The following is a 22,822-nucleotide window of genomic DNA, read 5'->3' as shown; positions in this document are numbered from 1 at the left end:
AAACTTATGGATATACCGAAATTAGCGTAAAAGAAAGCCCACATGATGTGGGCTTTCTTTTATAAATGTACTTTATTCAACTCTAATGATTTTACCAAATTCATTATGGTGAACGACCGTAATTTTTTGGCTACGGCCCTGCTCAATTTCTTGCACAGGCAAATCAAAATAGCGCGCATAGTCATCTGTCTGTTTCATGTTAAGCTCACTACCTTCTACACGGCGTTCAGGTAATACATGACTCCAGAGTAGCAACCCGACTGCACAAGCAATCAGCGCTGTAATACCATGTTCAATACCTACACCGAATGCACTGAACAGACGATGTACTAAATGAGTTTTTTGCAGCTCGGCCAATACCCAGATAAACACGAATGGACGCCACAACAACAACCAAGCCGCCCACATCATGGCTGTGCTTGTTGTAGAAGCATAGCGTTTATGCCATGGCAATTGACGGCGTAAATCAATAATCAACGAATTTGTCTTCATTTCTCTTTACCTAACGAAGTGCTGTGGTTTTCCCCAGACATCAATACAGCACGATCTTTAAAATCTCATGACTCTTGCATTTCATCCACGAATGCCCCGATCCGGGCTCACCCAACGCGCACGTTTCTCATCTCCACGTCGTAAGACTTTTGGAAATGCCACAATAGTTGCCGAGATGGTGATTAGCCAAAAGACCAATGGATACCAGATCATCCAGAAATAGTTTTTTCCTAGATGCGGTTCATAACGACTATCCATCCATTTGCTTAAAGCAAACTGAATGAGACAGGTTGCCCCCAATAAAATACCGCTACCATACGGTAAAAATGGAGAGCTCACAACGGCTAATGCAGGGACCGGTAAAATAAAATGTACCAACCACAACAAAGCCATCGCCAGCATTAAATATGACCAGACTAAAGTTAAGCAAAGCTCAAACATTAAAGGCCATAAAAAATTCAATTTTGGTTTGGTGAACACATCAATATTTTTAATTAATACCTGTGCTCCACCCATTGCCCAACGTAAACGTTGTTTCCACAATCCGTTTAAAGTTTCAGGCATTAAAATCCAAACCAAGGCATTCGGTTCAAAACGAATGTCCCAGCCGGCACGTTGCAATTTCCAAGTAATATCGATGTCTTCAGTCAACATATTGGGTGACCAATAGTCCACTTGGTGAACAGCGCTCTTACGAAAAGCCGTAATAACACCAGATACGGTAAATAAACGGCCAAAGGTACGCTGAGCACGTTTAATCATGCCGACAATCGAAGAAAACTCACCAACCTGAATACGACCTAATAAAGTTGAACGGGTACGGATACGCGGGTTACCCGTCACGGCTGCAACAGTCGGATTTTGAAGAAAATGACGAACCATCCACTTTGCTGCATGCGGGTCAAGTAAAGCATCACCATCAATACCAATTAAAAACTCGGCATCGGTCATTAAGCTTCCAGCTTGCAACCCCATGGCTTTACCTTGGTTTTGTGCAAGATGAACAACACGGAGTTTTTCATGTTGTTCAGCTAACCGATCCAGCACTTCACCTGTATTATCCGAACTGCCATCATTAATCGCAATGACTTCAAAATGAGGATAATCCAATTTTAAAGCATGAGTAATCGTTTCCTCTGCATTATCCCCTTCATTAAAACAAGGAATTAACACAGCGACTTTTGGATAGCTTTCTAATGGAGCTGGCTGATCATAAGGCGGAGCTTTACGTTCCTTCCAATAGAAAATGATCGCGCCAATCATCCATAAATACGACATAAATAATGGATAATAGAAAACGAATTTTAAGGCATGCGACCATATAGCAGCAAAGATTGTCATGTTTCAGCCTCGCCTATGGCACAAGACGAGATGATTTTTCGGCAAATGCTTTATGCATCACGTTCACGTCCGGATGATCTTTGATTGGGTCATCTGGATAGTATGCAACGTGCATTGCACCTTGCTGATAGAGTGAGTGAATTGTTGCTGCCATTTCAGTTGACGGTACCTTTTCGTTGTTACGCCAGTTTGTTGCTTGTAGCTCAAAAACTGTTTTCTTAATGCCGTTTGGATATTTTTTCACGCGATCAATCATGTCTTTATAAAATTGATCGGCGTTATCGACCTGCTCCATATAAGGCATTGCCATAATAGCCGTAAAATCATAACGTCTTAATGACTCTTCAAGCGATTGTGAATACCAGTTTTCCGCATATGGTTTTAAGGCAACTTGCGCATATAAGTTACGAGCTGTAAGCAAGAACGGTTCATATTGTCGCACGTCTTCAACAAGTTGCATTGCAAAATCATCTAGATATTTTGTCTTATATGCGGTCCATTTTTGCAAATCTTGATCGTTTTCACGGATTTTTGCCAAATCTGTTGGTAAGCCTTGTTTCGCATAAGCTTTTAATGCATCTGGGCTTGCATCTTCATAATCAGATAATGTGACATCGTCATGGAATAAAATTCCATTGAAAGATGCTGACTTGGCCAAATCTTGATAAATCTCACGAATAGTTTGGCGTGCCTGAGGTGAGAACGGACTTAAACGGATATACCCCATATTTAAGTGTTCACCAGCTTTTGCCTGCTCTGTCACAACTAAATCTTTTGATACCGGATCAGTTTTTGGTAATTCCCAGGCCAATAAAGGCATCCAAGCATAAATACGACTTACAGGCGTACGGGTTTGAATTTGCCATGCTACACGGTTAAACAAGTCCGCACGCATTGGGATATGACGGTTCGGGAAATATACCATATCGGCAGAACCATTCGCATCCGGATCTGAAAATGCCTGCAAATAAACTGTATTTACACCCATCGCATTAATTCGATCTAACAAGTGACCTAAATTTCGTTCTTGTTGTTGCGGATCCGGATCATAAATATAGTCGAGATCAATATGCATAATTTTTTGCGGACGGTTGTTATCCGTTAAGTTTAATTCACGGTTCTTAATCTCTTGAGCCAAATCATTAGTACTCATTCCGCCCTCTACCAAAATACGGCTCATATTTTGTAGAGATTGTTTCGCATGATCTGCGCCATCATCAAGCGTGATGGTAATTGGCATACCAAGCTTTTTAGCAATTTGGACCGTTTGCATATTATAGCGACCATATGGCCACACCATAATACGTGGTGAACGTATACCATGCTCTTTAAGTAGCTGATTATTCTTTTTTAAGTCATTATAAATACGAGCCTGATATTGGCTGTCATTTTCATAAGTTTTAGTTTTTACATCATAAAAACGTGTCGTTGCCGCTGGTTCAGAGTTCCCTTGTGGGTTGCCTGTAATACCGCGGTGTAAATGATAGCTATGGCTTGCGATTTCAACAAACCCGCTATCTTGCATTTCTTTGAGCTCACCCCAGCTTAAGATTTTATCACGTGGAATTTCTTCACCCGAAAAATCGACTTTCTGCCCTGCTTTGGGCTCTAACCATGAACCCACTACCGCAAGTACCACTGGGATTTTTTTAGCCTTAATAACAGGATACGCATTTTGGTAAAAAGACTGATAACCATCATCTACAGTTAATAAAACTGGCTTGGTTGGAAGTGCCGCCTTGCCCTGATGAGCACGGATCAACTGGTCTACGGTAATAAAATGGAAGCCATTTTTTTGCAGCCAATCGACATGCTCAGTAAATTGTTGAGTGGTGACCGCATATTGAGGAATTAAGGCATTTTTAGTATCGGTAATTTCATGATACCCAATGACCGTAAGTGTTGAAGCATCTATTTTAGGTGGGTTAGCTAATGCCATACCTGACAAGCCTGCTAGAGCCAAGCCAAGCGTGAGGTTCAACAAAGGAGATGCAAAGCGGGTAATCATGAAATAGCGTCTCAATAGCAATATAGATTATTTATGTGAAATTTAAACTTAAGAACTAAAATTCACATTTATTTAGTCCATAAGTTCAAACTGCTCCAACAGAACAGTTTTTCAGTTCACCTTTATAATTAAATAAACTGAAAATAATCTTAAATATTTAAAAAGCTAAAATATAAATATCGAATATATTTATATTTAAAGCTTATAGATAAAGTCGAGCTCTAAACGGTTTGATTTCAATCATCGCGAGTTTTTACATCAAATAATTCAATTTCAAAAATCAAATTTGAGTTTGCCGGAATAATTTTACCCATTTTGCGTTCGCCATAAGCCAAATGAGCAGGAACCATAAGTTTACGTTTTCCGCCAACTTTCATTCCCATAATGCCTTGGTCCCAACCTTTAATCACACGGCCTGTACCAATGACACACTCGAAATAATTTCCGCGGTCAAGGGAAGAGTCGAATTTAGTGCCGTCTTCTAACCAACCTGTATAGTGAGTCGTAATTAAGGCACCTTTAACCGCTTCTTTACCTTCGCCTACTTTTAAATCGATAATTTCTAATTCAGTGATCATAATATTCCCGTTCGTTTAATTTCACAGCTCAGACTTGATCTTTAGTCTAACAAGTGAATTTGTAAAATTTGTTGCGCTTTTCAGTTTTACTGTAATTGGGTCCACACAACATTCGCTTGGCCCTTGTCACTTAACAAAGTCCATTCATTGTCCATAACATTTAACTGAAGCTGCATGGTACGTTCACAAAGCTGCTCTAACTCTGCTGTACTTTCAGGTGCTAGCTGCCAAACTTGAACATTACTCAATGTTTTAATTTTACTGTTTCTCTTCCACCAATCTTCAACTTGTGAACCATAAGCGACAATTGCCACAGTTTTACAACGGGCACTGGCTTTTTTCACTTTATCTTCAGACGGTAAACCAACTTCAATCCAGGTTTCTAACTGTCCTGTTAAGTCTTTTTGCCAAAGTGCAGGCTCATCGGTTTCAAAAAGGTCTTTGGTAAACTCAAGGCTATCACTTGCGAAACGTGCAAAAGCCATGACACGAACCATTAATCGTTCTAAAGTTTCAGAAGGATGTAAGGCAAGCGTCAGTTGATAATCGCCATAAATATGGTCATCCATATTGGCAATATTCAGATCTGCTTTATAAATTGTTGCTTTAAGCGCCATAGTTAATATGTCCAAAAATTTGGCGCTAAGAATACTCGATTTTAATTAAAAAATTATAGAAAAAACTCAGTAATGTAAAACTTCTTATCCTCTCCATTTGCATCTTATTTCAAAACATCTAACCACTTTCAAAGTTGGCGGGCTTTTTGCTTGAAAGGGGTTGTATTCCTCTCTTGATTTGATGACTTATGTGGCAAAAACTTAAACGTAGTTTATTTCTACAAGTCCTCTGCGCTCTCTTCCTCGGTATTGCAGTAGGTCTTGCTTTTCATGATTTCTCCCTAGCTTTAAAACCTCTTGGTGATGGTTTTATTTCTCTCATTAAAATGTTGATTGCCCCGATTGTATTCTGTGTAGTGGTACTGGGAATCTATGGTGCAAACGATATTAAAAAAATGGGCAAAGTCGGTGCAAAAACGATTCTTTATTTTGAAGTGGTCACGAGTATTGCTTTAATTTTGGGAATTATTGTTGCTTATGTCTTTAAACCGGGCGTCGGTATGAATATCGATATTACTCATTTAGATGCTAAAGATTTAAGTACCTATACCGAACGTGCTCATGACATGCATACAGGTTCGGAGTTTTTACTCAATATTATTCCGAAAACATTTACTGCCGCTTTTGCCAACGGCGATATTTTACAAGTTTTACTCATCGCTATTTTATTTGGCGTTTCTCTACTGTTAATTCCTAAACATTTAGCAGAGTTGGTCCGTCAAGCGCTTGAAGCTTTTTCGGAAGTCTTCTTTAAAATTATGGGACTCATTATTCGCTTGGCACCAATTGGTGTATTTGGTTCAGTTGCTTATACCACTGCAAAATTTGGATTAGATTCACTCTTGCAACTCGGTTATTTAGTTTTACTCTTTTATGCGACTTGCATTTTATTTGTTGTCATTATTTTGGGTTCAATTTTAAAACTCACCGGACTGAATATCTTTAAATTTGTCGGCTATTTTAAAGATGAACTCGCCATTGTTTTAGGGACAGCCTCTTCTGATTCTGTTTTACCCCAAATCATGAAAAAGCTTAAAAACTTGGGAATTAAAGATTCAACAGTCGGTCTGGTGATTCCTACCGGTTATTCTTTTAATTTAGACGGCTTTTCAATTTATTTAACATTAGGCGTGATCTTTATTGCACAGGCCTGCAATATCAATCTCTCCATGCATGACTTACTGGCTATTTTATTAGTTTCGCTTATTACATCGAAAGGCGCACACGGCATTCCGGGGTCAGCCTTAGTGATTCTTGCTGCAACACTTTCCGTAATTCCAAGTTTACCTGCAATTGGTTTGGTACTTTTACTATCTGTAGACTGGTTTATCGGAATTATCCGTGCCTGCACCAACTTAATTGGTAACTGTGTAGCGACCGTAGTCATTGCCCATTGGGAAAAAGACATCGATCATGCACAAGCGAAACAAGTACTTAATATAAAAAATTAAATCTCTCATAGAGAATATTGAAGTACTTCAATGTTCTCTATTGTTCAATTCTGCAAGCTAATAGTTCAGTTTCAAATGCCAGCCAGTCATGTTCATGTTGGCTAATCATTTCAATCCGGTTATCAATGCCCTCTTCACCAGACTTATAGTTAAACTGCTCAGGATTAAAGTTAAAGGTCTTCCATCCCTGATCTGTATTAAAAATTCCCTTAATACGTAGCCAGTCTTGTTGAGCACACAACACATCGAGCAAAGCATAAAACTCAAATTTCCAACGCTTAGGAAATTTCCAACCCGCGACCATATAACCCTGCGCCGACTCGACATAATGATAAGGCAGTTGGTGAATTTCTTTTGCAACTTCGGCTTCAGTCATTTGCTTTTGCAGCTTGAGTAAAGGCTGTATAGAGCGTGCAGTTAAACGCGCAGGCACATCAATTTGCGCCAGTTCAAGTTGACCATGTTCAGTCTTTAGCCATTGTTGCTGATAAGGTTGGTATTCTTCTTTAAGCTCAACAAGTGCCTGTTCATCTTCAAAAGTCATGGTATCGGCATGAGAGACCACCACAATCTGTGCAGCTTTTAATTGGTCTTCATATAGGTTTTGCTTGACCCAATTGGTGTCATGCAAACGACTACCATCAACCACAGTCACTAGTGCACGCATAGCTAAGCTGTTTTGCCAATGTGGTTCCGTTAACTGATCAAATAATTGCGAAGGATGTCCAAGCCCTGTAGGTTCAATAAAGAGTCGGTCTGGCTTTTGTTCACTTAACAAGCGAGCCAAAGCAATATGCATAGGAAGTTGGCTACTACAACATAAACAGCCGCCCAATAGTTCTTTGACTGCATAGCCTTGATCTTGAGGTAGGAGTTGTTGATCGACTCCGATTTGCCCAAATTCATTCATTAAGACAGCCCACACTTCATCTTTCGGTTTCTGACTTAATAAATGTTGCAATAATGTCGTTTTCCCTGCCCCTAAAAACCCTGAAATAATATGGGTAGGAACAGTTTTTTGGGCAATCAGTTTCACAAGCGGCTCAAATCAACAAGGTTTAAAAACTAAGAAAGGTATATCACTGTTTAAGTAGCATGAAAATAATTTTTCACTTTGAAGATATACTTTTCAATTATCAGGCTAAAGCACCAAATATGTGACATATATCTCATCAATTATCTAAATTAACTTTAGAAAAATAATAATTAAACGAAATATCCTATTTATGGACATTCACAATTCATGCCAGAGTGTTTTGTTTACGTAACTAACTTGCTTTTTTTTTACTCAATACGAAATATTCTTTCACATTTTTAGCGCTCAAGTAGCGCTTTAATTTTACAGTAGACGCACATAAACGGACGTTATATTTCATATTGTTAAGATAGGCGTAATAGATTGTTAAGTTAATTGATGTAATCCCAAGCTCGGCTTAGCATGTGTCCTAGCTTAATCATTCAGCCCTATATGTTCGATGTAGGTCAGAACGATTAGGTTTGATTTATTTTTTAATGAATTTAAGGATGCCATAAAATGAAATTAGCTAAAACTTTACTCGCTACTACACTAGCTTTAACTGCTGCTTCAACTTTCGCTGCTTCTAAGCACGACCAAGCACATAACACTGCTGGTGAAGAAAAAGTTGTTGTTTCAACTCAAGAGCAAGCAAACACTGCAAATGCTGCTTCTGACGCTGTAGGTTCTGCTTCTGAAGCTGCTCCTGCAACTCGTTAATTATCTCTGCACTCTCCTCCAAGCTCAGAGATAATTTTACTGAAACGAAACAGGACGTTAAATTTCGGTGAAGAAAAAAGATCGAACCATGCTGCGGTTCGATCTTTTTTTTAAGAAGTTTTCTTATACATGCTGCAAGAAGGGTTATGATTCTCTTGTAGGCGCAACACCTTACGATGTTCAGCCGCTTCAAATCGGCAACGTTTCCACTCGGTATCTAAATTTAATTTAGGCACTTCGCGTGGTTTACCATGCTCATCAACCGCAACCATCGTGAAATAACAGCTATTGGTATGACGAACGGTACGCTTTTGAATATTTTGAGCTTCCACACGGATACCCACTTCCATTGAAGTACGTCCCACATGGTTCACACTCGCTAAAAATGTAACGAGTTCGCCTACATAAATAGGTTCTTTAAAATTTACTTTGTCTACAGACAACGTTACGACATAGCTGCCTGAATAACGACTTGCACAAGCATAGGCCACTTGGTCTAGCAACTTTAGAATTGTTCCACCATGAACATTACCTGAAAAATTTGCCATGTCCGGTGTCATTAAAACTGACATGGTTAATTCTGACTGATCGTCAGTTACGGTTGTCATTTCATCTAATGTAGGCATGACTCAACTCTGTCTCAAACAAGCTCAGAAAACATTATGGTTGATAATTCACAAAAAAAACATGCTTAAATCCACAACATAGCATCGTATTTTTTAATATTGTTAATTCTTTTTTTGAACGAATATTTTTTAAACTATTATTTTTAATAATTTTTTAGTTTTTCTTAAATAAACAGTTATTGAGCGGTCAAAAATAATCAAAAGATGCTATGCCATTTTGTTCCATTTTAAATGACATAGCATCGTTTTATATGAGGTTCGCTATACTTTATGGATCAGTCCGGTAACGCCATTAATAATCATATCAACAGCAATCGTACCGATTAATAAAGCAGATAAACGCCCGACAATATCGAAATAGCGATCGATGTATTTTGCATGTTTGTAACGCAAATGATCATGTGAAAATTTCATCAGGATCAAAATACTGCATGTTAAAAACATGGTAAACCCGATCACAAGTGCCGCAGCACCAATCGACATTTCAATACCTGTCACCACAGCTGCACTAATGGTACCCGGCCCAATCATAAAAGGCATAGCGATGGTGCCAGCCAAATGTTCTGGTGCACCGCGCATTTCACCAATGGTATCTGCACCCTGAAACACATAGCGGTAACCAATCACCAAAAAGATAAGACCACCAAAAATCTGGAAAGCCTCAAAGCGTACATTCAGGTATTTACTAAAGATTGCTTCACCGCCCCATGCAAACAGCATAAAGACGATATAAGCAATCAAACTCCCCTGAATTAAAGCTTTGTTAAATACCTTGGTTTCTGAATGGCGGATGAGGCCAATCATATAAATGCTCATTAAAAAAGGATTGAGCAAAGAGAAAAATAAAGCAAAAGAATGCAGATATGGTGAAACCATGCATATTCCCCTTAAGCTTGTGGATCTGGGAATAATGGACGGTTCCCAGGGCTAATACGATTAATATGCAAGAACGTCATATGTCTTTCATATTTATCTAAAATGTCATTAATAACCTGTTCTTTACTGTAACCAACAAGGTCGTTGTCTTGAGAACCTTCATAAAGATAGGTTTCGAGACGGTAATAGAACTGTTTGCCTCGTTTTACACGCTGACTAAAGTTAGGCGCGCTATAACGGACAGGCCAAATCTGATAAACGAAGTTTTGCTCTTCTTCCAAATGAATAGTGATATCGAGGTGATATAGCGCCTCTTCATCTTCAAGTGGTGTTTGTTGCACATCTACGTTCATACCTTGCTTAATGAGTTCATCGGCAACAGCTTGAACGGCAGGTTTGCAAACGGTATCGAGCATTCGTCTGGTTTCAGTCGTTCCCGGATGATGCATAACCCGAGTCAAACGCTGTTTCCAATTGAGAATATCGACGTTACCCACCACAGGTGCCGCGTTCATACTTCGACTGGCATGCCTATAGTCTTCAAGCCTGAGCGACTTATAAAGCCCCGCCATGACAAGGAACATCACGAAACTAAACGGCAGTCCCATAATAATGGTTGCATTCTGCAAAGCGGTAATCCCGTTGGTCATCAGCATAGCGAGTGTTAATAACCCAATGGCAATTGCCCAAAACACGCTTAACCAACGCGGCGCATCATTATCAATATGGGTAAGCTTGGTCGTGAAGTTACCTAAAACCAATGCCCCCGAATCGGCAGAAGTCACATAGAATAAAAGGCCCGTCACTGTTGCGACTGAAGCAATAAAGGTAAAACCCGGGTACTGCGCTAACAAGTCATAAAAACCATGTGCCGGATTAGATAATACCGTTGCAGCTAAAGTCTGGTTGCCTTCAAAAATAACACTGTGCAATGCGCTATTACCAAAAATGGATAACCAGGTTAAGGTAAATAACAGAGGAATAATTAAAGTCCCGCACACAAACTCACGAATAGTACGGCCTCTAGAAATACGGGCCAAAAATAACCCTACAAATGGCGACCAAGCAATCCACCATGCCCAGAAGAACAAGGTCCAACTGCTCATCCAATCTTTAGGTTGCTCAAAGGCAAAACTTTGTAAGGCTAAGGTTGGGAAGCGAGTTAAATAATCACCAATATTTTGTACCAGCGCATTGAGTAAAAACTCGGTATTGCCCAAGAACAAAATAAACAGTAAAAGACCAATCGATACATAAATATTGATTTCAGACAAAATCCGAAGGCCTTTATTCACCCCAGATGTCACTGAAATAATACTAATACCGACTGCAATAGCAATGAGTGCAAACTGCATCCAGATATTCTCTGGCAGTCCTAATAAAACATGTAAACCATAGTTCAGCTGTACCACGCCAATCCCGCAGGTGGTCGCAATACCAAAAATTGTCCCAATGACGGCGGCAGTATCTACACTATGGCCGATGGCCCCATTAATCCTATTCCCAAAAATTGGGTAAAGTGCAGAACGAATGGTAAGCGGCAAGTTGTAGCGATAACTGAAATAACCAAGGGCCATACCAATCAAGGCATACATACACCATCCGGTCAAACCATAGTGAAACAGCGTCCACACCATACTTTGGCGTGCCGCTTCATAGGTCTGGCCTACGCCGACAGGCGGTTGCATATAATGAGATAATGGCTCAGCCACCGAGAAGAACATTAAATCGATACCAATACCTGCCGAAAACAGCATGGCAGACCAACTCAGTAGACTAAACTCAGGCTTTGAATGTTTAGGGCCAAGCTTAATTTCACCATATCTTGAACAGGCAATGAAAATGACAAACACCATATATAGCGTTGCAGCCAGTAAATAATACCAACCAAAGGTTGAGGTTACCCACGCAAGAACGGTGTTAATGGTTCGATTTGCGAAATCGTTAAATAAAAAAGTAACGAGAGAAAAGATTAAAATGATTAGAGCTGAAATATAAAAAACCACACGGTTAAGCGGGTCTTTTTTAGATTTAGATAATGTTAAATCATCAACTGCTCTTGGATTATCTGTTGCCATACAATCCTCAAGGAATAGAAGAAAAATAAAATATTCAATTTAGTCTTTTCACTATTTAACCATAATGAAAAGACTGCTTTGAACGCAAAAAATATAAATAAATGTGATGAACCAAGATTATAAAACCTCGGTTACTTTGTTCTGGTCACAATTCGATGGAATAGAAATGTCTTTTGAAATAGCTAACTGCTTTTTCGCAACATTCGGGTCAAAATCATCTTGCTTTAGGGCTTTGGCTAGACCAAACATATAAAGCAAAATAATCACAGAAAATGGTAAACCACATAACACCACTGCACTTTGCATGGAGTTAAAACTACCTGCTAATAATAAGCCGATACTTACAATGGTAATGACCACGGACCAAAAGATGCGTAACCAGATCGGTGAATCACTATCACTGGTGCCCCCTTTCGAGGACAAATTGGCGATCATTAGTGTACCAGACCCAACCGGTGTCAAAAATAAAACGAAACAAATTACAACAACAATCCCGGCAATATACGGATTAAACGGGAGATATTCGAGTAATTTAAATAATGACAACGCAGGGTCACTTAAAACCATCTCACCTAAAACTTTCTGTTTTTGATTGAGAATTAAATGAATTGCAGTATTTCCAAAAATTGAGATCCAAGCCAAGGTAAAACCTAGTGGAATGAGGCATACACCCAAAACCACTTCTCGAATAGTTCGGCCTTTAGAAATTCGGGCAATAAACATTCCTACAAAAGGTGCCCAAGCAATCCACCATGCCCAATAAAACACAGTCCATGAACCCAACCAGCCACTGGCTTTTTGATTGTATAAATACATATCAAAACTTTTACCCATAAAATTATTAAGGTAATCGCCCGTATTTTGCACAAGACCATTTAACAAATGGTTAGTCGGTCCTGTTAAAAATACAAATAAAAGCAAAGCATAGAGCAAACGTAAATTAATCCGTGATAACCATGCCAAGCCTTTTTCAATCCCGACCACTGTGGTGACTGTCGCCACAAACATCATGATTAAGACTGCAGTAATTAAAGTTGCAGAGCTATGCGGTATTTCAGGAATTAAATAACAAATACCTGAAACTAACACCAAAGCACCAATACCTAAGTTGGTCACTAATGAAATGACAGTTGCTAAAATACCAAAGCCATCAACAAAATCGCCAACTAGACCATGCACTCGCTCTCCAAAAATTGGATAGAGCGCCGAGCGTAGTGCGAGTGGTAAATCTTGTCTAAAGGCAAAATAACCTAAGGTCACACCTAGCAAGGCATAAAGTACCCAACCATGAATCCCCCAGTGCAAAAAGCTATAGGTCATAGCATTACGGGCGGCCTGAACAGTACCTGCCTCACCTTCTGGTGGTCTTAGAAAATGGTCAACAGGTTCAGCAACACCATAATAAAGTAGCGCGATACCAATACCTGCCGAAAACAGCATTGAGGTCCAAGCCAAATAGCCAAACTCAGGTTTATCGTGGTCTTTTCCTAAAGGAATCTGTCCCACTTTTGAGAAGGCAAGCCAAGCCACAAAGCCTAAACACAGCACAATGACTAACATGTAATACCACCCAAAAAAGTGGTTTACCTGCTCTTGCACATAGGTCAGCCAAAACTGACTTTTTTCTGGAAACAGTACAAATAACAGGCCAAAAATACCGATACTGACTGCCGAACTCCAAAATACGAAACGATTTAACCGAATATGGTCTGAAGAATATCCATCACTTTTCAACACCATCTTATTGCTCCTTGCAATCGGTGTATTTTTTCCAAAATAACGTGATAAGTACTGGACTTATGCGCATCATCCTATCCGTAAGAACTTCTGATTCTACCTCTTCTTCCCCGAAGTCAGATTCAAAAATTCATTGATTTTTACACATCATACTTGTTATTGATTGAACGTTCAATCAATAACAAGTATGATAAAAAAAGTGCTATGATGCTCTGCAAGTTAACATGCTGAATTTAAAGCACCCCTAAAAGTGCTGATGTGGACAATCATGACAAAACGCAGAGTAAAACCAGAGCATGTGCGCCGTGAAGAGATTATGAACGCTGCACTCGACGTAATTTATGAAGTGGGGTTATCCAATACCACCATTGCACAAATTGCAAAAAAAGCCGAGCTGTCGACCGGTATTGTCAGCCATTACTTTGGCGACAAACAAGGGTTAATAAATACCTGTATGCAAGAAATGCTCAATGTGTTGCGTCGGAAAACCGAACAGTACAGAGCAGAAGCAGATTCGCATCCGGAAAGCCAGATTAAGGCAATTATTGACTCTAACTTTGACATTAGTCAGGTAAATGAAAAAGCAATGCGGGTCTGGTTAGACTTTTGGTCTGCAAGTATGCATGTACCGGACCTGAGCCGTTTGCAAAAGATTAATGATCAACGCCTGTATTCCAACTTGAAGTTTTATTTTCTCAAGTTAATGGATGAACAACAGGCCAGTGTTGCCGCAAGAGGTCTGGCAGCATTGATTGATGGATTATGGCTACGTGGCAGTTTAAGCCGTCACAACGAATTTGACAGCGAACTGGCCCGTTCCATTGCTTACGATTATGTAAAAACGCAATTGCAATTTGCGAACAAGCCTTTGCAGGAGAGACAAAATGAGTGATGTACAAGTTTATCAACTGTATATCCATGGACGCTACGTTGAAGCAACCAGTGGTAAAACATTTAATAGTATTAACCCTGCCAACGGCGAGACAATCGCGACTCTTCAACAGGCATCTGAACAAGATATTGAAGCTGCTGTAAAAAGTGCCCAACAAGGACAAAAAATCTGGGCAGCCATGACCGCTATGGAGCGTTCACGTATTTTACGCCGTGCTGTCGATATTCTCCGTGAACGTAATGATGAGCTTGCCCGTCTTGAAACACTCGACACTGGTAAAGCCTACAGCGAAACATCTACCGTCGATATTGTGACTGGTGCAGATGTACTCGAATACTACGCCGGACTTGCAACAGCTATTCAGGGCGAACAAGTCCCACTTCGCGAATCAAGTTTCTTTTATACACGCCGTGAACCTTTAGGCGTGGTTGCAGGTATTGGTGCCTGGAACTATCCAATCCAAATCGCTTTATGGAAATCTGCCCCTGCCCTTGCTGCCGGCAATGCCATGATTTTCAAGCCAAGCGAAACAACCCCACTTACTGCATTAAAACTTGCAGAAATCTATACAGAAGCTGGCTTACCAGACGGCGTATTTAACGTAGTACAAGGTGCTGGTCGTGAAATTGGTCAATGGCTCACTGAACATCCTGTGATTGAAAAAATCTCATTCACGGGTGGCGTAGAAACTGGCAAAAAAGTGATGGCAAGCGCTGCTGGCTCTACCCTTAAAGAAGTGACTATGGAGCTTGGTGGTAAGTCACCACTCATTATTTGTGAAGATGCTGACCTTAACCGTGCCGCAGACATTGCGGTTATGGCGAACTTCTTTAGCTCAGGTCAAGTATGTACCAACGGTACACGTGTATTTGTTCCAAAATCACGTTTAGCCGACTTTGAAAAAGCCGTTGTAGAGCGTGTAAAACGTATTCGCATTGGTGACCCAATGGCTGAAGACACAAACTTCGGCCCGCTCACTAGCTTCCCTCATATGGAAAAAGTGTTGTCTTTCATTGAGTCAGGCAAACAACAAGGCGCTAAAGTGTTAATCGGTGGTGGTCGTGCGACCGAAGGCGAACTTGCCAAAGGCGCTTATGTACTACCGACTGTATTTAGCGACTGCACTGACAAAATGGCGATTGTTCAAGAAGAAATTTTTGGACCGGTTATGAGCATTTTAAGCTATGAAACCGAAGAAGAAGTGATTCAACGTGCCAACGACACGACCTTTGGTTTAGCTGCTGGCGTAGTCACTCAAGATATTAGCCGCGCTCATCGCATTATTCACCAAATTGAAGCTGGTATTTGCTGGATTAACACCTGGGGCGAATCACCTGCCGAAATGCCAGTCGGTGGCTACAAGCAATCTGGTGTGGGCCGCGAAAATGGCTTAACCACGCTTGGGCACTATACCCGTATCAAATCTATTCAAGTTGAACTTGGCGATTATCAAAGCATTTTTTAATGCCTCAATCGCACTAAAACCTTCAACCTAAATCACATATGCCGAGCAGTCTTTATAGATTGCTCAGGCAAACTGTTAGTAAAAAAAGGATAGTTATGAATATTAAAGAATATGATTACATTATTATTGGCGCAGGATCTGCCGGAAATGTACTCGCTGCGCGTCTTACTGAAGACAAAGATATCACCGTTTTACTGCTAGAAGCAGGTGGACCAGATTATCGCTTGGATTTCCGTACACAAATGCCGGCAGCTTTGGCCTACCCTCTTCAAGGTCGTCGCTATAACTGGGCTTATTTAACTGACCCAGAGCCACACATGAACAACCGCCGTATGGAATGTGGTCGTGGTAAAGGCTTAGGTGGCTCATCTTTAATTAATGGTATGTGCTATATCCGCGGTAACGCCATGGATTTAGAACAATGGGCAACCCATAAAGGCCTTGAAAACTGGACTTATGCCGATTGTTTACCTTACTACAAAAAAGCCGAAACTCGTGACATTGGTGGCAACGACTATCATGGTGATAGCGGCCCTGTATCAGTGGCTACACCAAAAAATGGCAACAACGTGCTATTCCATGCCATGGTTGAAGCAGGTGTACAGGCAGGTTACCCACGTACTGACGACTTAAACGGTTACCAACAAGAAGGTTTTGGTCCAATGGACCGTACGGTTACCCCTAAAGGCCGTCGTTCAAGTACCGCACGTGGTTATTTGGATATGGCAAAAGGTCGCCCAAACCTGACTATTTTAACTCATGCAACGACCAACAAAATCTTGTTTAATCAAAAGCAAGCGATTGGTGTTGAATATATTATTGGTGCCGACCAAAACAACTTGCAACGCGCCTTGGTTAAACGCGAAGTATTACTTTGTGCAGGCGCAATTGCATCACCGCAAATTTTACAGCGCTCAGGTGTAGGTCAAAGTACCTTCTTAAAATCAATGGACATTGATGTGGTTCATGATTTGCCGGGCGTGGGTGAAAACTTGCAAGATCACTTGGAAATGTACTTACAGTATAAATGTAAGCAGCCCGTTTCTTTATACCCTGCTTTAAAATGGTATAACCAACCTGCCATTGGTGCCGAGTGGTTATTCAATGGTACAGGTATTGGTGCAAGCAACCAGTTTGAAGCGGGTGGATTTATCCGTAGCTCGGATGAGTTTAAGTGGCCAAACATTCAATACCATTTCTTACCAGTAGCTATTAACTACAACGGTAGTAATGCCGTAAAAGAACATGGCTTCCAAGCACACGTGGGTTCAATGCGTTCCCCTTCACGCGGTCGTATCAAACTTAAATCGAAAGACCCGTTTGCGCACCCAAGTATATTATTTAACTACATGTCGACTGAACAAGACTGGCGCGAGTTCCGTGATGCAATCCGTATTACGCGTGAAATCATACAGCAACCTGCGCTTGATCCATATCGTGGTGATGAAATTAGTCCGGGCAAACATTTGCAGACAGATGCAGAGCTTGATGACTTTGTTCGCAACCATGCAGAAACAGCTTACCACCCGTCTTGTAGCTGTAAGATGGGCGAAGACGAAATGGCTGTTGTAGATGGTCAAGGCCGCGTACACGGTATGAATGGTTTGCGTGTGGTTGATGCCTCAATCATGCCGCTCATTATTACCGGTAACTTAAATGCAACTACCATTATGATAGCTGAGAAAATTGCAGACCAAATTCGTGGACGTGAAGCATTACCACGTTCAACTGCACCTTTTTATGTAGCTTCATAAAACCATTTAGGGCATATTTCTTATATAGGAATATGCCCTAAATTTAATACGTAACGCAGAAGCATTAATAAGAACTATGTATGACAAAAAATAAGCGACTATAAGGTGAACATTTACATAAATCGGGTATGAAATAAAAATTAATTTATTTTTATAGGCAAATTACTATTAAGTGATTCAAGTTTAATCAATATTATTTTATTTATTAAATTTCAATTATTTAAATTAAAATAAAATCTAAAAACAATCTTATAAAAGCCTAATTTGATCAAATATAAATCATATTTATGATTTTAATAGAACCCATTTATTATAAAAATTGTCTTGTCAATGCAAAATTAGTCTAAAATATAGAGTGTTTGCGATAATCCCAAGTAATTTTTCTTTTTTCAAAGTTCTCTGTTTTGGAGAATTTTATTTTCGCATTTATATCCGTTTTGTCTGGATACGCTGTCTAGGTTTCCTCACACCTTAAGTGACTCAAATAACTTATTTTAAGGTTCCCCTTGCATGAAAAAGTTTTTGAAATACCTTCTGGTATTAATCATTCTTATTTTAATTGCAGGTATTGTTTTCTTGTTTAGACCAATTGCGTCAAAACAGGTACAAACTGCAAAAGATGAGCCAGTTGTTGATGCCGTTCTTGTTGGCGGCGGCATCATGAGTGCCACTCTCGGTACTTATTTCACTGAGCTTGAACCGAATTGGCAAATTCGTATGTATGAACGTCTTGACCAAGTTGCTCAAGAAAGTTCAAACGGCTTTAACAATGCCGGAACAGGCCACTCTGGCTTTATGGAAATGAACTATACCGAAGAGAAAAACGGTAAGATGGAAATTGCCAAAGCTGAAAAAGTTGCTTCTCAGTTTGAAGTCGCTAAACAGTTCTGGTCATATCAGGTAAAACAAGGTGTTTTAGCTGAACCAAAATCATTCATTAACCCTGTTCCACACATTGCTTTCGTTTGGGGCGATAACGTTCAGTTCTTAGAAAAACGTTATGCTGCCATGATTCAAAGCCCGTTGTTCAAAGGTATGAAATTTACTGAAGACCCAGCTGTAATTAAGCAATGGGCACCTTTAGTGATGAACGATCGTGATCCAACTCAAAAAGTTGCAGCGACTCGTATGGAAGTTGGTTCAGACGTAAACTACGGTTCAATCACGAATCAGTTAGTGAAACACTTAAACCAAAACCCAAATTTCAAATTACAGACTTCAACTGAAGTGACTGGCATCAGCCAAAATGATGACAAAACTTGGACTGTGTCTTTCAAAGATTTGAAAACTGGTAAAACAGATCACGTTAAAACACGTTTTGTATTTATCGGTGCAGGCGGTGCAGCGGTTAAATTATTGCAACTTACTGGTTTACCAGAAGCGAAGCAATATGCTGGCTTCCCTGTAGGTGGTGAGTTCTTAATTACTGACAACCCAGCAATTACTGCTCAGCACACAGCGAAAGTTTATGGTCGTGCGGAACTTGGTGCGCCTCCAATGTCTGTACCACATATTGATACACGTTATATCGACGGTAAAAAATATGTATTGTTTGGACCATTTGCAACGTATTCAAACAAGTTCCTGAAAAACGGTTCTCAACTTGACTTACTTGCATCAACCAACAAAAGCAATGTTTTACCAATGACCACTGTTGGCTTGGAAAACCTTGATCTTGTTAAATACTTGGTGAGCCAAGTGATGATGTCAGATGAAGACCGTCTCAATGAACTTCGTAAATACTACCCAGATGCGAAAGCTGAAGACTGGCGTTTAAGCCAAGGTGGTCAACGTGTTCAGATCATCAAAAAAGAACCGGGTAAACCTGCAACACTTCAATTCGGCACAGAAATCTTTGCGTCTAAAGATGGTGCTGTAACTGCATTGTTAGGTGCGTCTCCGGGTGCTTCGACTTCTCCATACATCATGCTTAACTTGCTTGAAAAAGCTTTCCCTCAGCAAACTGAAGGTAAGTGGAACCAGAAGCTTCATGAAATTGTGGTTTCTTATAAACAAGACTTAAGCAAAGACCCTGTGTTACTCGACAAAGTTCGTCAGTACACAAGCTCTACACTTGGCTTGAACTATACATCTCCGTTCAAAGCTGCAAACGATGAAACTGCTGCTGCCCCTGTTGCAAAAGCAAACTAAGTTTGATGATGTATAAGTAAAATATCAAAAGGATGAATTTCGATTCGTCCTTTTGTTTTTTAAGACTTCTGTTGAAATATTTAGACTTGCCATGACGCCTTTAAAATCATCACCTCGCCTCTTACCGTTTTGTTTTAAGCTCGTGCTTGTTTTGCTACTGGCTTATCTTTTGTTAAGCGGATTTTATATGTGGATGATTGGTGGTACAGCCATTTATGTCAGCTCAGCCGTGTTATTTGTCATAACAGCTTATGCATTTAAGCTCGGTAAATATCAAAGACTATGTGCTGTTTTAAATGTGCTCATGAGCGCAGTCGCGTTATATTTCAGCACGGCTCATCTATTTTTCTCCCCTATCCAGTTCTTTATATTTTTACCTGCCTTATTTTTTGTTGTGTTGGCTTTTACTCAAGTAAGTAAAGTTCGTAGTTTATCTAAAGTACTCATATTAATTAGTTTATTGATTTGGTCAGGCGTACATTTTACGCAGCTTCAACAACTTAAAGCGTATTATCAAACACAGCATACTGGTGAAAGCTGGCAGCAATACGGCGCGCTATAAGAGTATTTTTAGTCTGTATACTTCATGAAAATGTATTTTCTTTTTCACATGAAGTTCATCAGTAAAACTGAACAGCATTTACAGAATTCCTTTTAAGAAAAAATATTCATAACAATCTAATTTATTTAGAAATATATCGAGCATATTAGCGATTGAATAGCATTCATCTACACGCTAGATTAGCTGAATTATTTTTCTCCCTTTACGTTGTAATTTATGAAAATTTTAGATGGCGGTTTAGGCCGTGAATTGGCTCGCCGTGGCGCTCCGTTTCGTCAACCAGAGTGGTCTGCGCTTGCACTCATTGAAGCACCTGAAACAGTAAAAGAAGTCCACCTCGACTTTATCAACGCTGGTGCAGAAGTCATTACAACCAATAACTATGCGGTTGTGCCATTTCATATTGGTCAGGAACGTTTTGAAACTGACGGTGTGCGTTTAATTAAAGTTGCGATTGAACAAGCAAAAAATGCAGTTAAAGAAAGCGGCAAAAATGTCAAAATCGCAGGCTGCTTACCGCCACTATTTGGTTCTTACCGCGCCGACTTGTTCCAGCCAGAACAGGCTAAAAACCTTGCTGAGCCAATTATTAACACATTGGCACCAGAGGTAGATTTCTGGCTCGCTGAAACCCAATCATGCTTAAAAGAAGTTGAAACAGTCCATGCGTTATTGCCACAAGATGGTAAAGACTATTGGGTGTCATTTACGCTGCAAGATGAGATTAAACAAGAACAAGCTTTACTTCGTTCTGGCGAAAACATGCAACAAGTGGCTGATTTCATCAAACAATCAAACGCCAAAGCAGTGTTGTTTAACTGCTGCCAACCTGAAGTAATCTTGCAAGCAATTAATGAAATTAAAGGACTCATTCCTGAGTCTGTGCAAATTGGTGCTTATGCCAACGCTTTCCCACCGCAAGATGAAAGCGCTACTGCTAACGATGGCCTTGATGAAATTCGTAAAGACTTAGATGCTCGAGCTTATCTTGCTTTTGCCAAACAATGGCAGCAAGCAGGTGCAAGTTTAGTGGGCGGTTGCTGTGGTATTGGACCAGAACACATTGCTGAACTTTCTCAATTTTTTAAAGAATAAATACCATGTCTGCTGCCAAAATCGGATTATTGTCTCTTACAGCGCTGGTATTTAGTTCTATGGTGGGGTCAGGCGTATTTAGCCTTCCCCAAAATATGGCTCAAGTTGCCAACGGCTCTGCCCTTCTTGTTGCATGGCTCATTACCGGAGTCGGCATTATTTTCTTGGCTCTTTCATTGTTGCATTTAACCCGTCAACGACCAGATCTAGATGGCGGTATTTATAACTATGCACGCGAAGGCTTTGGAGACCTCATCGGGTTTTGCTCGGCGTGGGGCTATTGGTTGTGTACTACCATTGGTATTGTTGGTTATGTGGTGATTGCCTTTTCAGGCGTCGGCATGTTTACCGACAGCAAAGACCACGTTATTTTTGGTGAAGGTAATACACTTTACTCACTGATTGGTTCAAGCATTTTTGTATGGCTGGTGCACTGGTTAGTAAGCCGAGGCATTAAAGAAGCTGCCATTGTGAATTTACTGGCAACCATTGCCAAAATTATTCCAATGGTGGTGTTCATCTTCTTTACCTTTATTGCCTTTAAGTTTGATTTATTCAAACTCAACTTAAATGATTTCTCTTTAAAAGTTCCCCTTTGGCAGCAAGTAAAAGACCTGATGCTCATTACCCTTTGGGTATTTACCGGTATTGAAGGTGCAGTGGTTTTATCATCACGTGCAAAAAACCGTCATGACATTGGCAAAGCGACCATTTTAGGTGTTTTACTGGCATTAAGTTTTTACGTGATGGTGACAGTGTTGGCTTATGGGGTGGTGAGCCGTGAAGCGCTTGCAGGCATGCACAACCCATCAATGGCGACTATTTTGCAGCAACTCATCGGTCTACCGGGTACCATCATTATTACTATCGGCTTGATTATTTCAGTTTCATCGTCTTATTTAAGCTGGACGTTATTTGCCACTGAAATTCCATATTTAGCTGCAAAAAATGGTGCTTTCCCGAAACTATTTTTAAAGAATAACCAAAATAATGTGCCGATTTCATCACTATGGCTAACTACTATTGTGGTGCAAGGTTCTCTGATTGCCGTGTATTTTTTCAATAAAAATTACACTCAGCTTTTACTGATTTCATCGGTGATGATTTTGCTGCCTTATTTTCTGGTATCGGCGTTTTATCTTAAAGAATCTATTCGCCACAAACGCACGCCGCATATTGCGATTGCCAGCGTCGCTTCAATCTATGCGCTTTGGTTACTCTATGCAGCAGGTTTAGACTTACTTCTGTTGTCTGGCGTGTTGTATTTGGTCGGCTTGGTTATTTTTTCAATCAGCTACTTTGAGCATAAAAAATCGCTCAAACAAAATCAGTTAAATTAATTATTTCAACCACTGTTGACCTAG

At 40.1% G+C, this 22,822-nt stretch carries 19 protein-coding genes; 9 read left to right on the top strand and 10 right to left on the bottom strand.

The features are described 5' to 3' along the window. Positions 1–72 precede the first annotated feature (72 nt). The 5 genes from pgaD to MKL62_RS06755 all read right to left on the bottom strand — a co-directional run bounded on the left by pgaD (position 73) and on the right by MKL62_RS06755 (position 5,036). Positions 73–492, bottom strand: a complete 420-nt coding sequence (gene pgaD, locus MKL62_RS06775; RefSeq protein ID WP_000856365.1) for a poly-beta-1,6-N-acetyl-D-glucosamine biosynthesis protein PgaD — start codon at positions 490–492, stop codon at positions 73–75. Between the two features lie 81 nt (positions 493–573). Further along, positions 574–1,833, bottom strand: coding sequence for a poly-beta-1,6-N-acetyl-D-glucosamine synthase (gene pgaC, locus MKL62_RS06770; protein WP_000151613.1), 1,260 nt, complete (start codon positions 1,831–1,833; stop codon positions 574–576). Positions 1,834–1,846: 13 nt separating this feature from the next. Next, entirely contained in the window at positions 1,847–3,841 is a 1,995-nt protein-coding gene (gene pgaB, locus MKL62_RS06765; protein WP_000632825.1) for a poly-beta-1,6-N-acetyl-D-glucosamine N-deacetylase PgaB, read from the bottom strand. A gap of 236 nt (positions 3,842–4,077) precedes the next feature. Continuing rightward, on the bottom strand, positions 4,078–4,419 hold the full coding sequence (locus tag MKL62_RS06760) for an FKBP-type peptidyl-prolyl cis-trans isomerase (RefSeq protein WP_000627259.1): 342 nt from the start codon (positions 4,417–4,419) through the stop codon (positions 4,078–4,080). A gap of 86 nt (positions 4,420–4,505) precedes the next feature. Then, positions 4,506–5,036 (bottom strand): YaeQ family protein, encoded by a 531-nt coding sequence (locus MKL62_RS06755; RefSeq protein ID WP_001185269.1) that lies wholly within the window; start codon positions 5,034–5,036, stop codon positions 4,506–4,508. A 188-nt stretch (positions 5,037–5,224) separates the two neighbouring features. Here MKL62_RS06755 and dctA point away from each other — a divergent pair, with 188 nt between their 5' ends. Continuing rightward, positions 5,225–6,487 (top strand): C4-dicarboxylate transporter DctA, encoded by a 1,263-nt coding sequence (gene dctA, locus MKL62_RS06750; protein WP_000267735.1) that lies wholly within the window; start codon positions 5,225–5,227, stop codon positions 6,485–6,487. Between the two features lie 37 nt (positions 6,488–6,524). On the opposite strand, the gene MKL62_RS06745 is transcribed toward dctA, so the two are convergent. Then, positions 6,525–7,523 (bottom strand): CobW family GTP-binding protein, encoded by a 999-nt coding sequence (locus tag MKL62_RS06745; protein ID WP_000766451.1) that lies wholly within the window; start codon positions 7,521–7,523, stop codon positions 6,525–6,527. Between the two features lie 498 nt (positions 7,524–8,021). Here MKL62_RS06745 and MKL62_RS06740 point away from each other — a divergent pair, with 498 nt between their 5' ends. Further along, positions 8,022–8,222 (top strand): hypothetical protein, encoded by a 201-nt coding sequence (locus tag MKL62_RS06740; protein ID WP_000761577.1) that lies wholly within the window; start codon positions 8,022–8,024, stop codon positions 8,220–8,222. A gap of 110 nt (positions 8,223–8,332) precedes the next feature. Here MKL62_RS06740 and MKL62_RS06735 read toward each other — a convergent pair whose 3' ends face one another. The 4 genes from MKL62_RS06735 to MKL62_RS06720 all read right to left on the bottom strand — a co-directional run bounded on the left by MKL62_RS06735 (position 8,333) and on the right by MKL62_RS06720 (position 13,542). Then, complete coding sequence (locus MKL62_RS06735) at positions 8,333–8,848, bottom strand: acyl-CoA thioesterase (protein WP_001142469.1); 516 nt, start codon at positions 8,846–8,848, stop codon at positions 8,333–8,335. 261 nt (positions 8,849–9,109) lie between these two features. After that, complete coding sequence (locus tag MKL62_RS06730; RefSeq protein WP_000254582.1) at positions 9,110–9,724, bottom strand: MarC family protein; 615 nt, start codon at positions 9,722–9,724, stop codon at positions 9,110–9,112. 11 nt (positions 9,725–9,735) lie between these two features. Next, positions 9,736–11,802 carry a choline transporter gene (locus tag MKL62_RS06725; protein ID WP_000179784.1) on the bottom strand — a complete coding sequence of 689 codons (2,067 nt, stop codon included), beginning with the start codon at positions 11,800–11,802 and terminating at the stop codon, positions 9,736–9,738. 117 nt (positions 11,803–11,919) lie between these two features. Further along, positions 11,920–13,542, bottom strand: coding sequence for a BCCT family transporter (locus MKL62_RS06720; protein WP_005129383.1), 1,623 nt, complete (start codon positions 13,540–13,542; stop codon positions 11,920–11,922). A gap of 265 nt (positions 13,543–13,807) precedes the next feature. On the opposite strand from MKL62_RS06720, the gene betI reads away from it, so the two are divergent. From betI to MKL62_RS06685, 7 genes are all read left to right on the top strand, one after another. Continuing rightward, positions 13,808–14,431, top strand: coding sequence for a transcriptional regulator BetI (gene betI, locus MKL62_RS06715; RefSeq protein WP_000166965.1), 624 nt, complete (start codon positions 13,808–13,810; stop codon positions 14,429–14,431). After that, on the top strand, positions 14,424–15,896 hold the full coding sequence (betB, locus tag MKL62_RS06710; protein ID WP_005129384.1) for a betaine-aldehyde dehydrogenase: 1,473 nt from the start codon (positions 14,424–14,426) through the stop codon (positions 15,894–15,896). Before betI ends, betB begins: the two co-directional genes overlap by 8 nt. A gap of 95 nt (positions 15,897–15,991) precedes the next feature. Beyond that, positions 15,992–17,650 (top strand): choline dehydrogenase, encoded by a 1,659-nt coding sequence (gene betA / locus MKL62_RS06705; RefSeq protein ID WP_005129386.1) that lies wholly within the window; start codon positions 15,992–15,994, stop codon positions 17,648–17,650. 510 nt (positions 17,651–18,160) lie between these two features. After that, complete coding sequence (gene mqo / locus MKL62_RS06700) at positions 18,161–19,801, top strand: malate dehydrogenase (quinone) (protein WP_005129388.1); 1,641 nt, start codon at positions 18,161–18,163, stop codon at positions 19,799–19,801. A gap of 91 nt (positions 19,802–19,892) precedes the next feature. Continuing rightward, positions 19,893–20,363, top strand: a complete 471-nt coding sequence (locus MKL62_RS06695) for a hypothetical protein (RefSeq protein ID WP_031945834.1) — start codon at positions 19,893–19,895, stop codon at positions 20,361–20,363. 216 nt (positions 20,364–20,579) lie between these two features. Continuing rightward, complete coding sequence (locus tag MKL62_RS06690; protein ID WP_005129396.1) at positions 20,580–21,458, top strand: homocysteine S-methyltransferase family protein; 879 nt, start codon at positions 20,580–20,582, stop codon at positions 21,456–21,458. A gap of 5 nt (positions 21,459–21,463) precedes the next feature. Then, on the top strand, positions 21,464–22,798 hold the full coding sequence (locus tag MKL62_RS06685) for a basic amino acid/polyamine antiporter (protein ID WP_001271336.1): 1,335 nt from the start codon (positions 21,464–21,466) through the stop codon (positions 22,796–22,798). The last annotated feature ends 24 nt before the right edge of the window (positions 22,799–22,822 follow it).

The sequence above is a fragment of the Acinetobacter sp. AOR01_HL genome, from assembly GCF_027855455.1.
Taxonomy (GTDB): domain Bacteria; phylum Pseudomonadota; class Gammaproteobacteria; order Pseudomonadales; family Moraxellaceae; genus Acinetobacter; species Acinetobacter baumannii.
Note: the sequence above shows the minus strand (reverse complement) of the source record. Positions and strands in the feature narration are given on the sequence as shown.

Excerpts from the sequence above, each read along its gene's own strand:
- MKL62_RS06760 (WP_000627259.1), bottom strand. The coding sequence starts at position 4,419 with ATGATCACTGAATTAGAAATTATCGATTTAAAAGTAGGCGAAGGTAAA.
- MKL62_RS06690 (WP_005129396.1), top strand. The coding sequence starts at position 20,580 with ATGAAAATTTTAGATGGCGGTTTAGGCCGTGAATTGGCTCGCCGTGGC.
- MKL62_RS06740 (WP_000761577.1), top strand. The coding sequence starts at position 8,022 with ATGAAATTAGCTAAAACTTTACTCGCTACTACACTAGCTTTAACTGCT.
- betB (WP_005129384.1), top strand. The coding sequence starts at position 14,424 with ATGAGTGATGTACAAGTTTATCAACTGTATATCCATGGACGCTACGTT.
- MKL62_RS06695 (WP_031945834.1), top strand. The coding sequence starts at position 19,893 with ATGACGCCTTTAAAATCATCACCTCGCCTCTTACCGTTTTGTTTTAAG.
- MKL62_RS06725 (WP_000179784.1), bottom strand. The coding sequence starts at position 11,802 with ATGGCAACAGATAATCCAAGAGCAGTTGATGATTTAACATTATCTAAA.
- MKL62_RS06735 (WP_001142469.1), bottom strand. The coding sequence starts at position 8,848 with ATGCCTACATTAGATGAAATGACAACCGTAACTGACGATCAGTCAGAA.
- mqo (WP_005129388.1), top strand. The coding sequence starts at position 18,161 with ATGAAAAAGTTTTTGAAATACCTTCTGGTATTAATCATTCTTATTTTA.
- pgaB (WP_000632825.1), bottom strand. The coding sequence starts at position 3,841 with ATGATTACCCGCTTTGCATCTCCTTTGTTGAACCTCACGCTTGGCTTG.
- betA (WP_005129386.1), top strand. The coding sequence starts at position 15,992 with ATGAATATTAAAGAATATGATTACATTATTATTGGCGCAGGATCTGCC.
- betI (WP_000166965.1), top strand. The coding sequence starts at position 13,808 with ATGACAAAACGCAGAGTAAAACCAGAGCATGTGCGCCGTGAAGAGATT.
- MKL62_RS06720 (WP_005129383.1), bottom strand. The coding sequence starts at position 13,542 with ATGGTGTTGAAAAGTGATGGATATTCTTCAGACCATATTCGGTTAAAT.
- dctA (WP_000267735.1), top strand. The coding sequence starts at position 5,225 with ATGTGGCAAAAACTTAAACGTAGTTTATTTCTACAAGTCCTCTGCGCT.
- MKL62_RS06685 (WP_001271336.1), top strand. The coding sequence starts at position 21,464 with ATGTCTGCTGCCAAAATCGGATTATTGTCTCTTACAGCGCTGGTATTT.
- pgaD (WP_000856365.1), bottom strand. The coding sequence starts at position 492 with ATGAAGACAAATTCGTTGATTATTGATTTACGCCGTCAATTGCCATGG.
- pgaC (WP_000151613.1), bottom strand. The coding sequence starts at position 1,833 with ATGACAATCTTTGCTGCTATATGGTCGCATGCCTTAAAATTCGTTTTC.
- MKL62_RS06730 (WP_000254582.1), bottom strand. The coding sequence starts at position 9,724 with ATGGTTTCACCATATCTGCATTCTTTTGCTTTATTTTTCTCTTTGCTC.
- MKL62_RS06755 (WP_001185269.1), bottom strand. The coding sequence starts at position 5,036 with ATGGCGCTTAAAGCAACAATTTATAAAGCAGATCTGAATATTGCCAAT.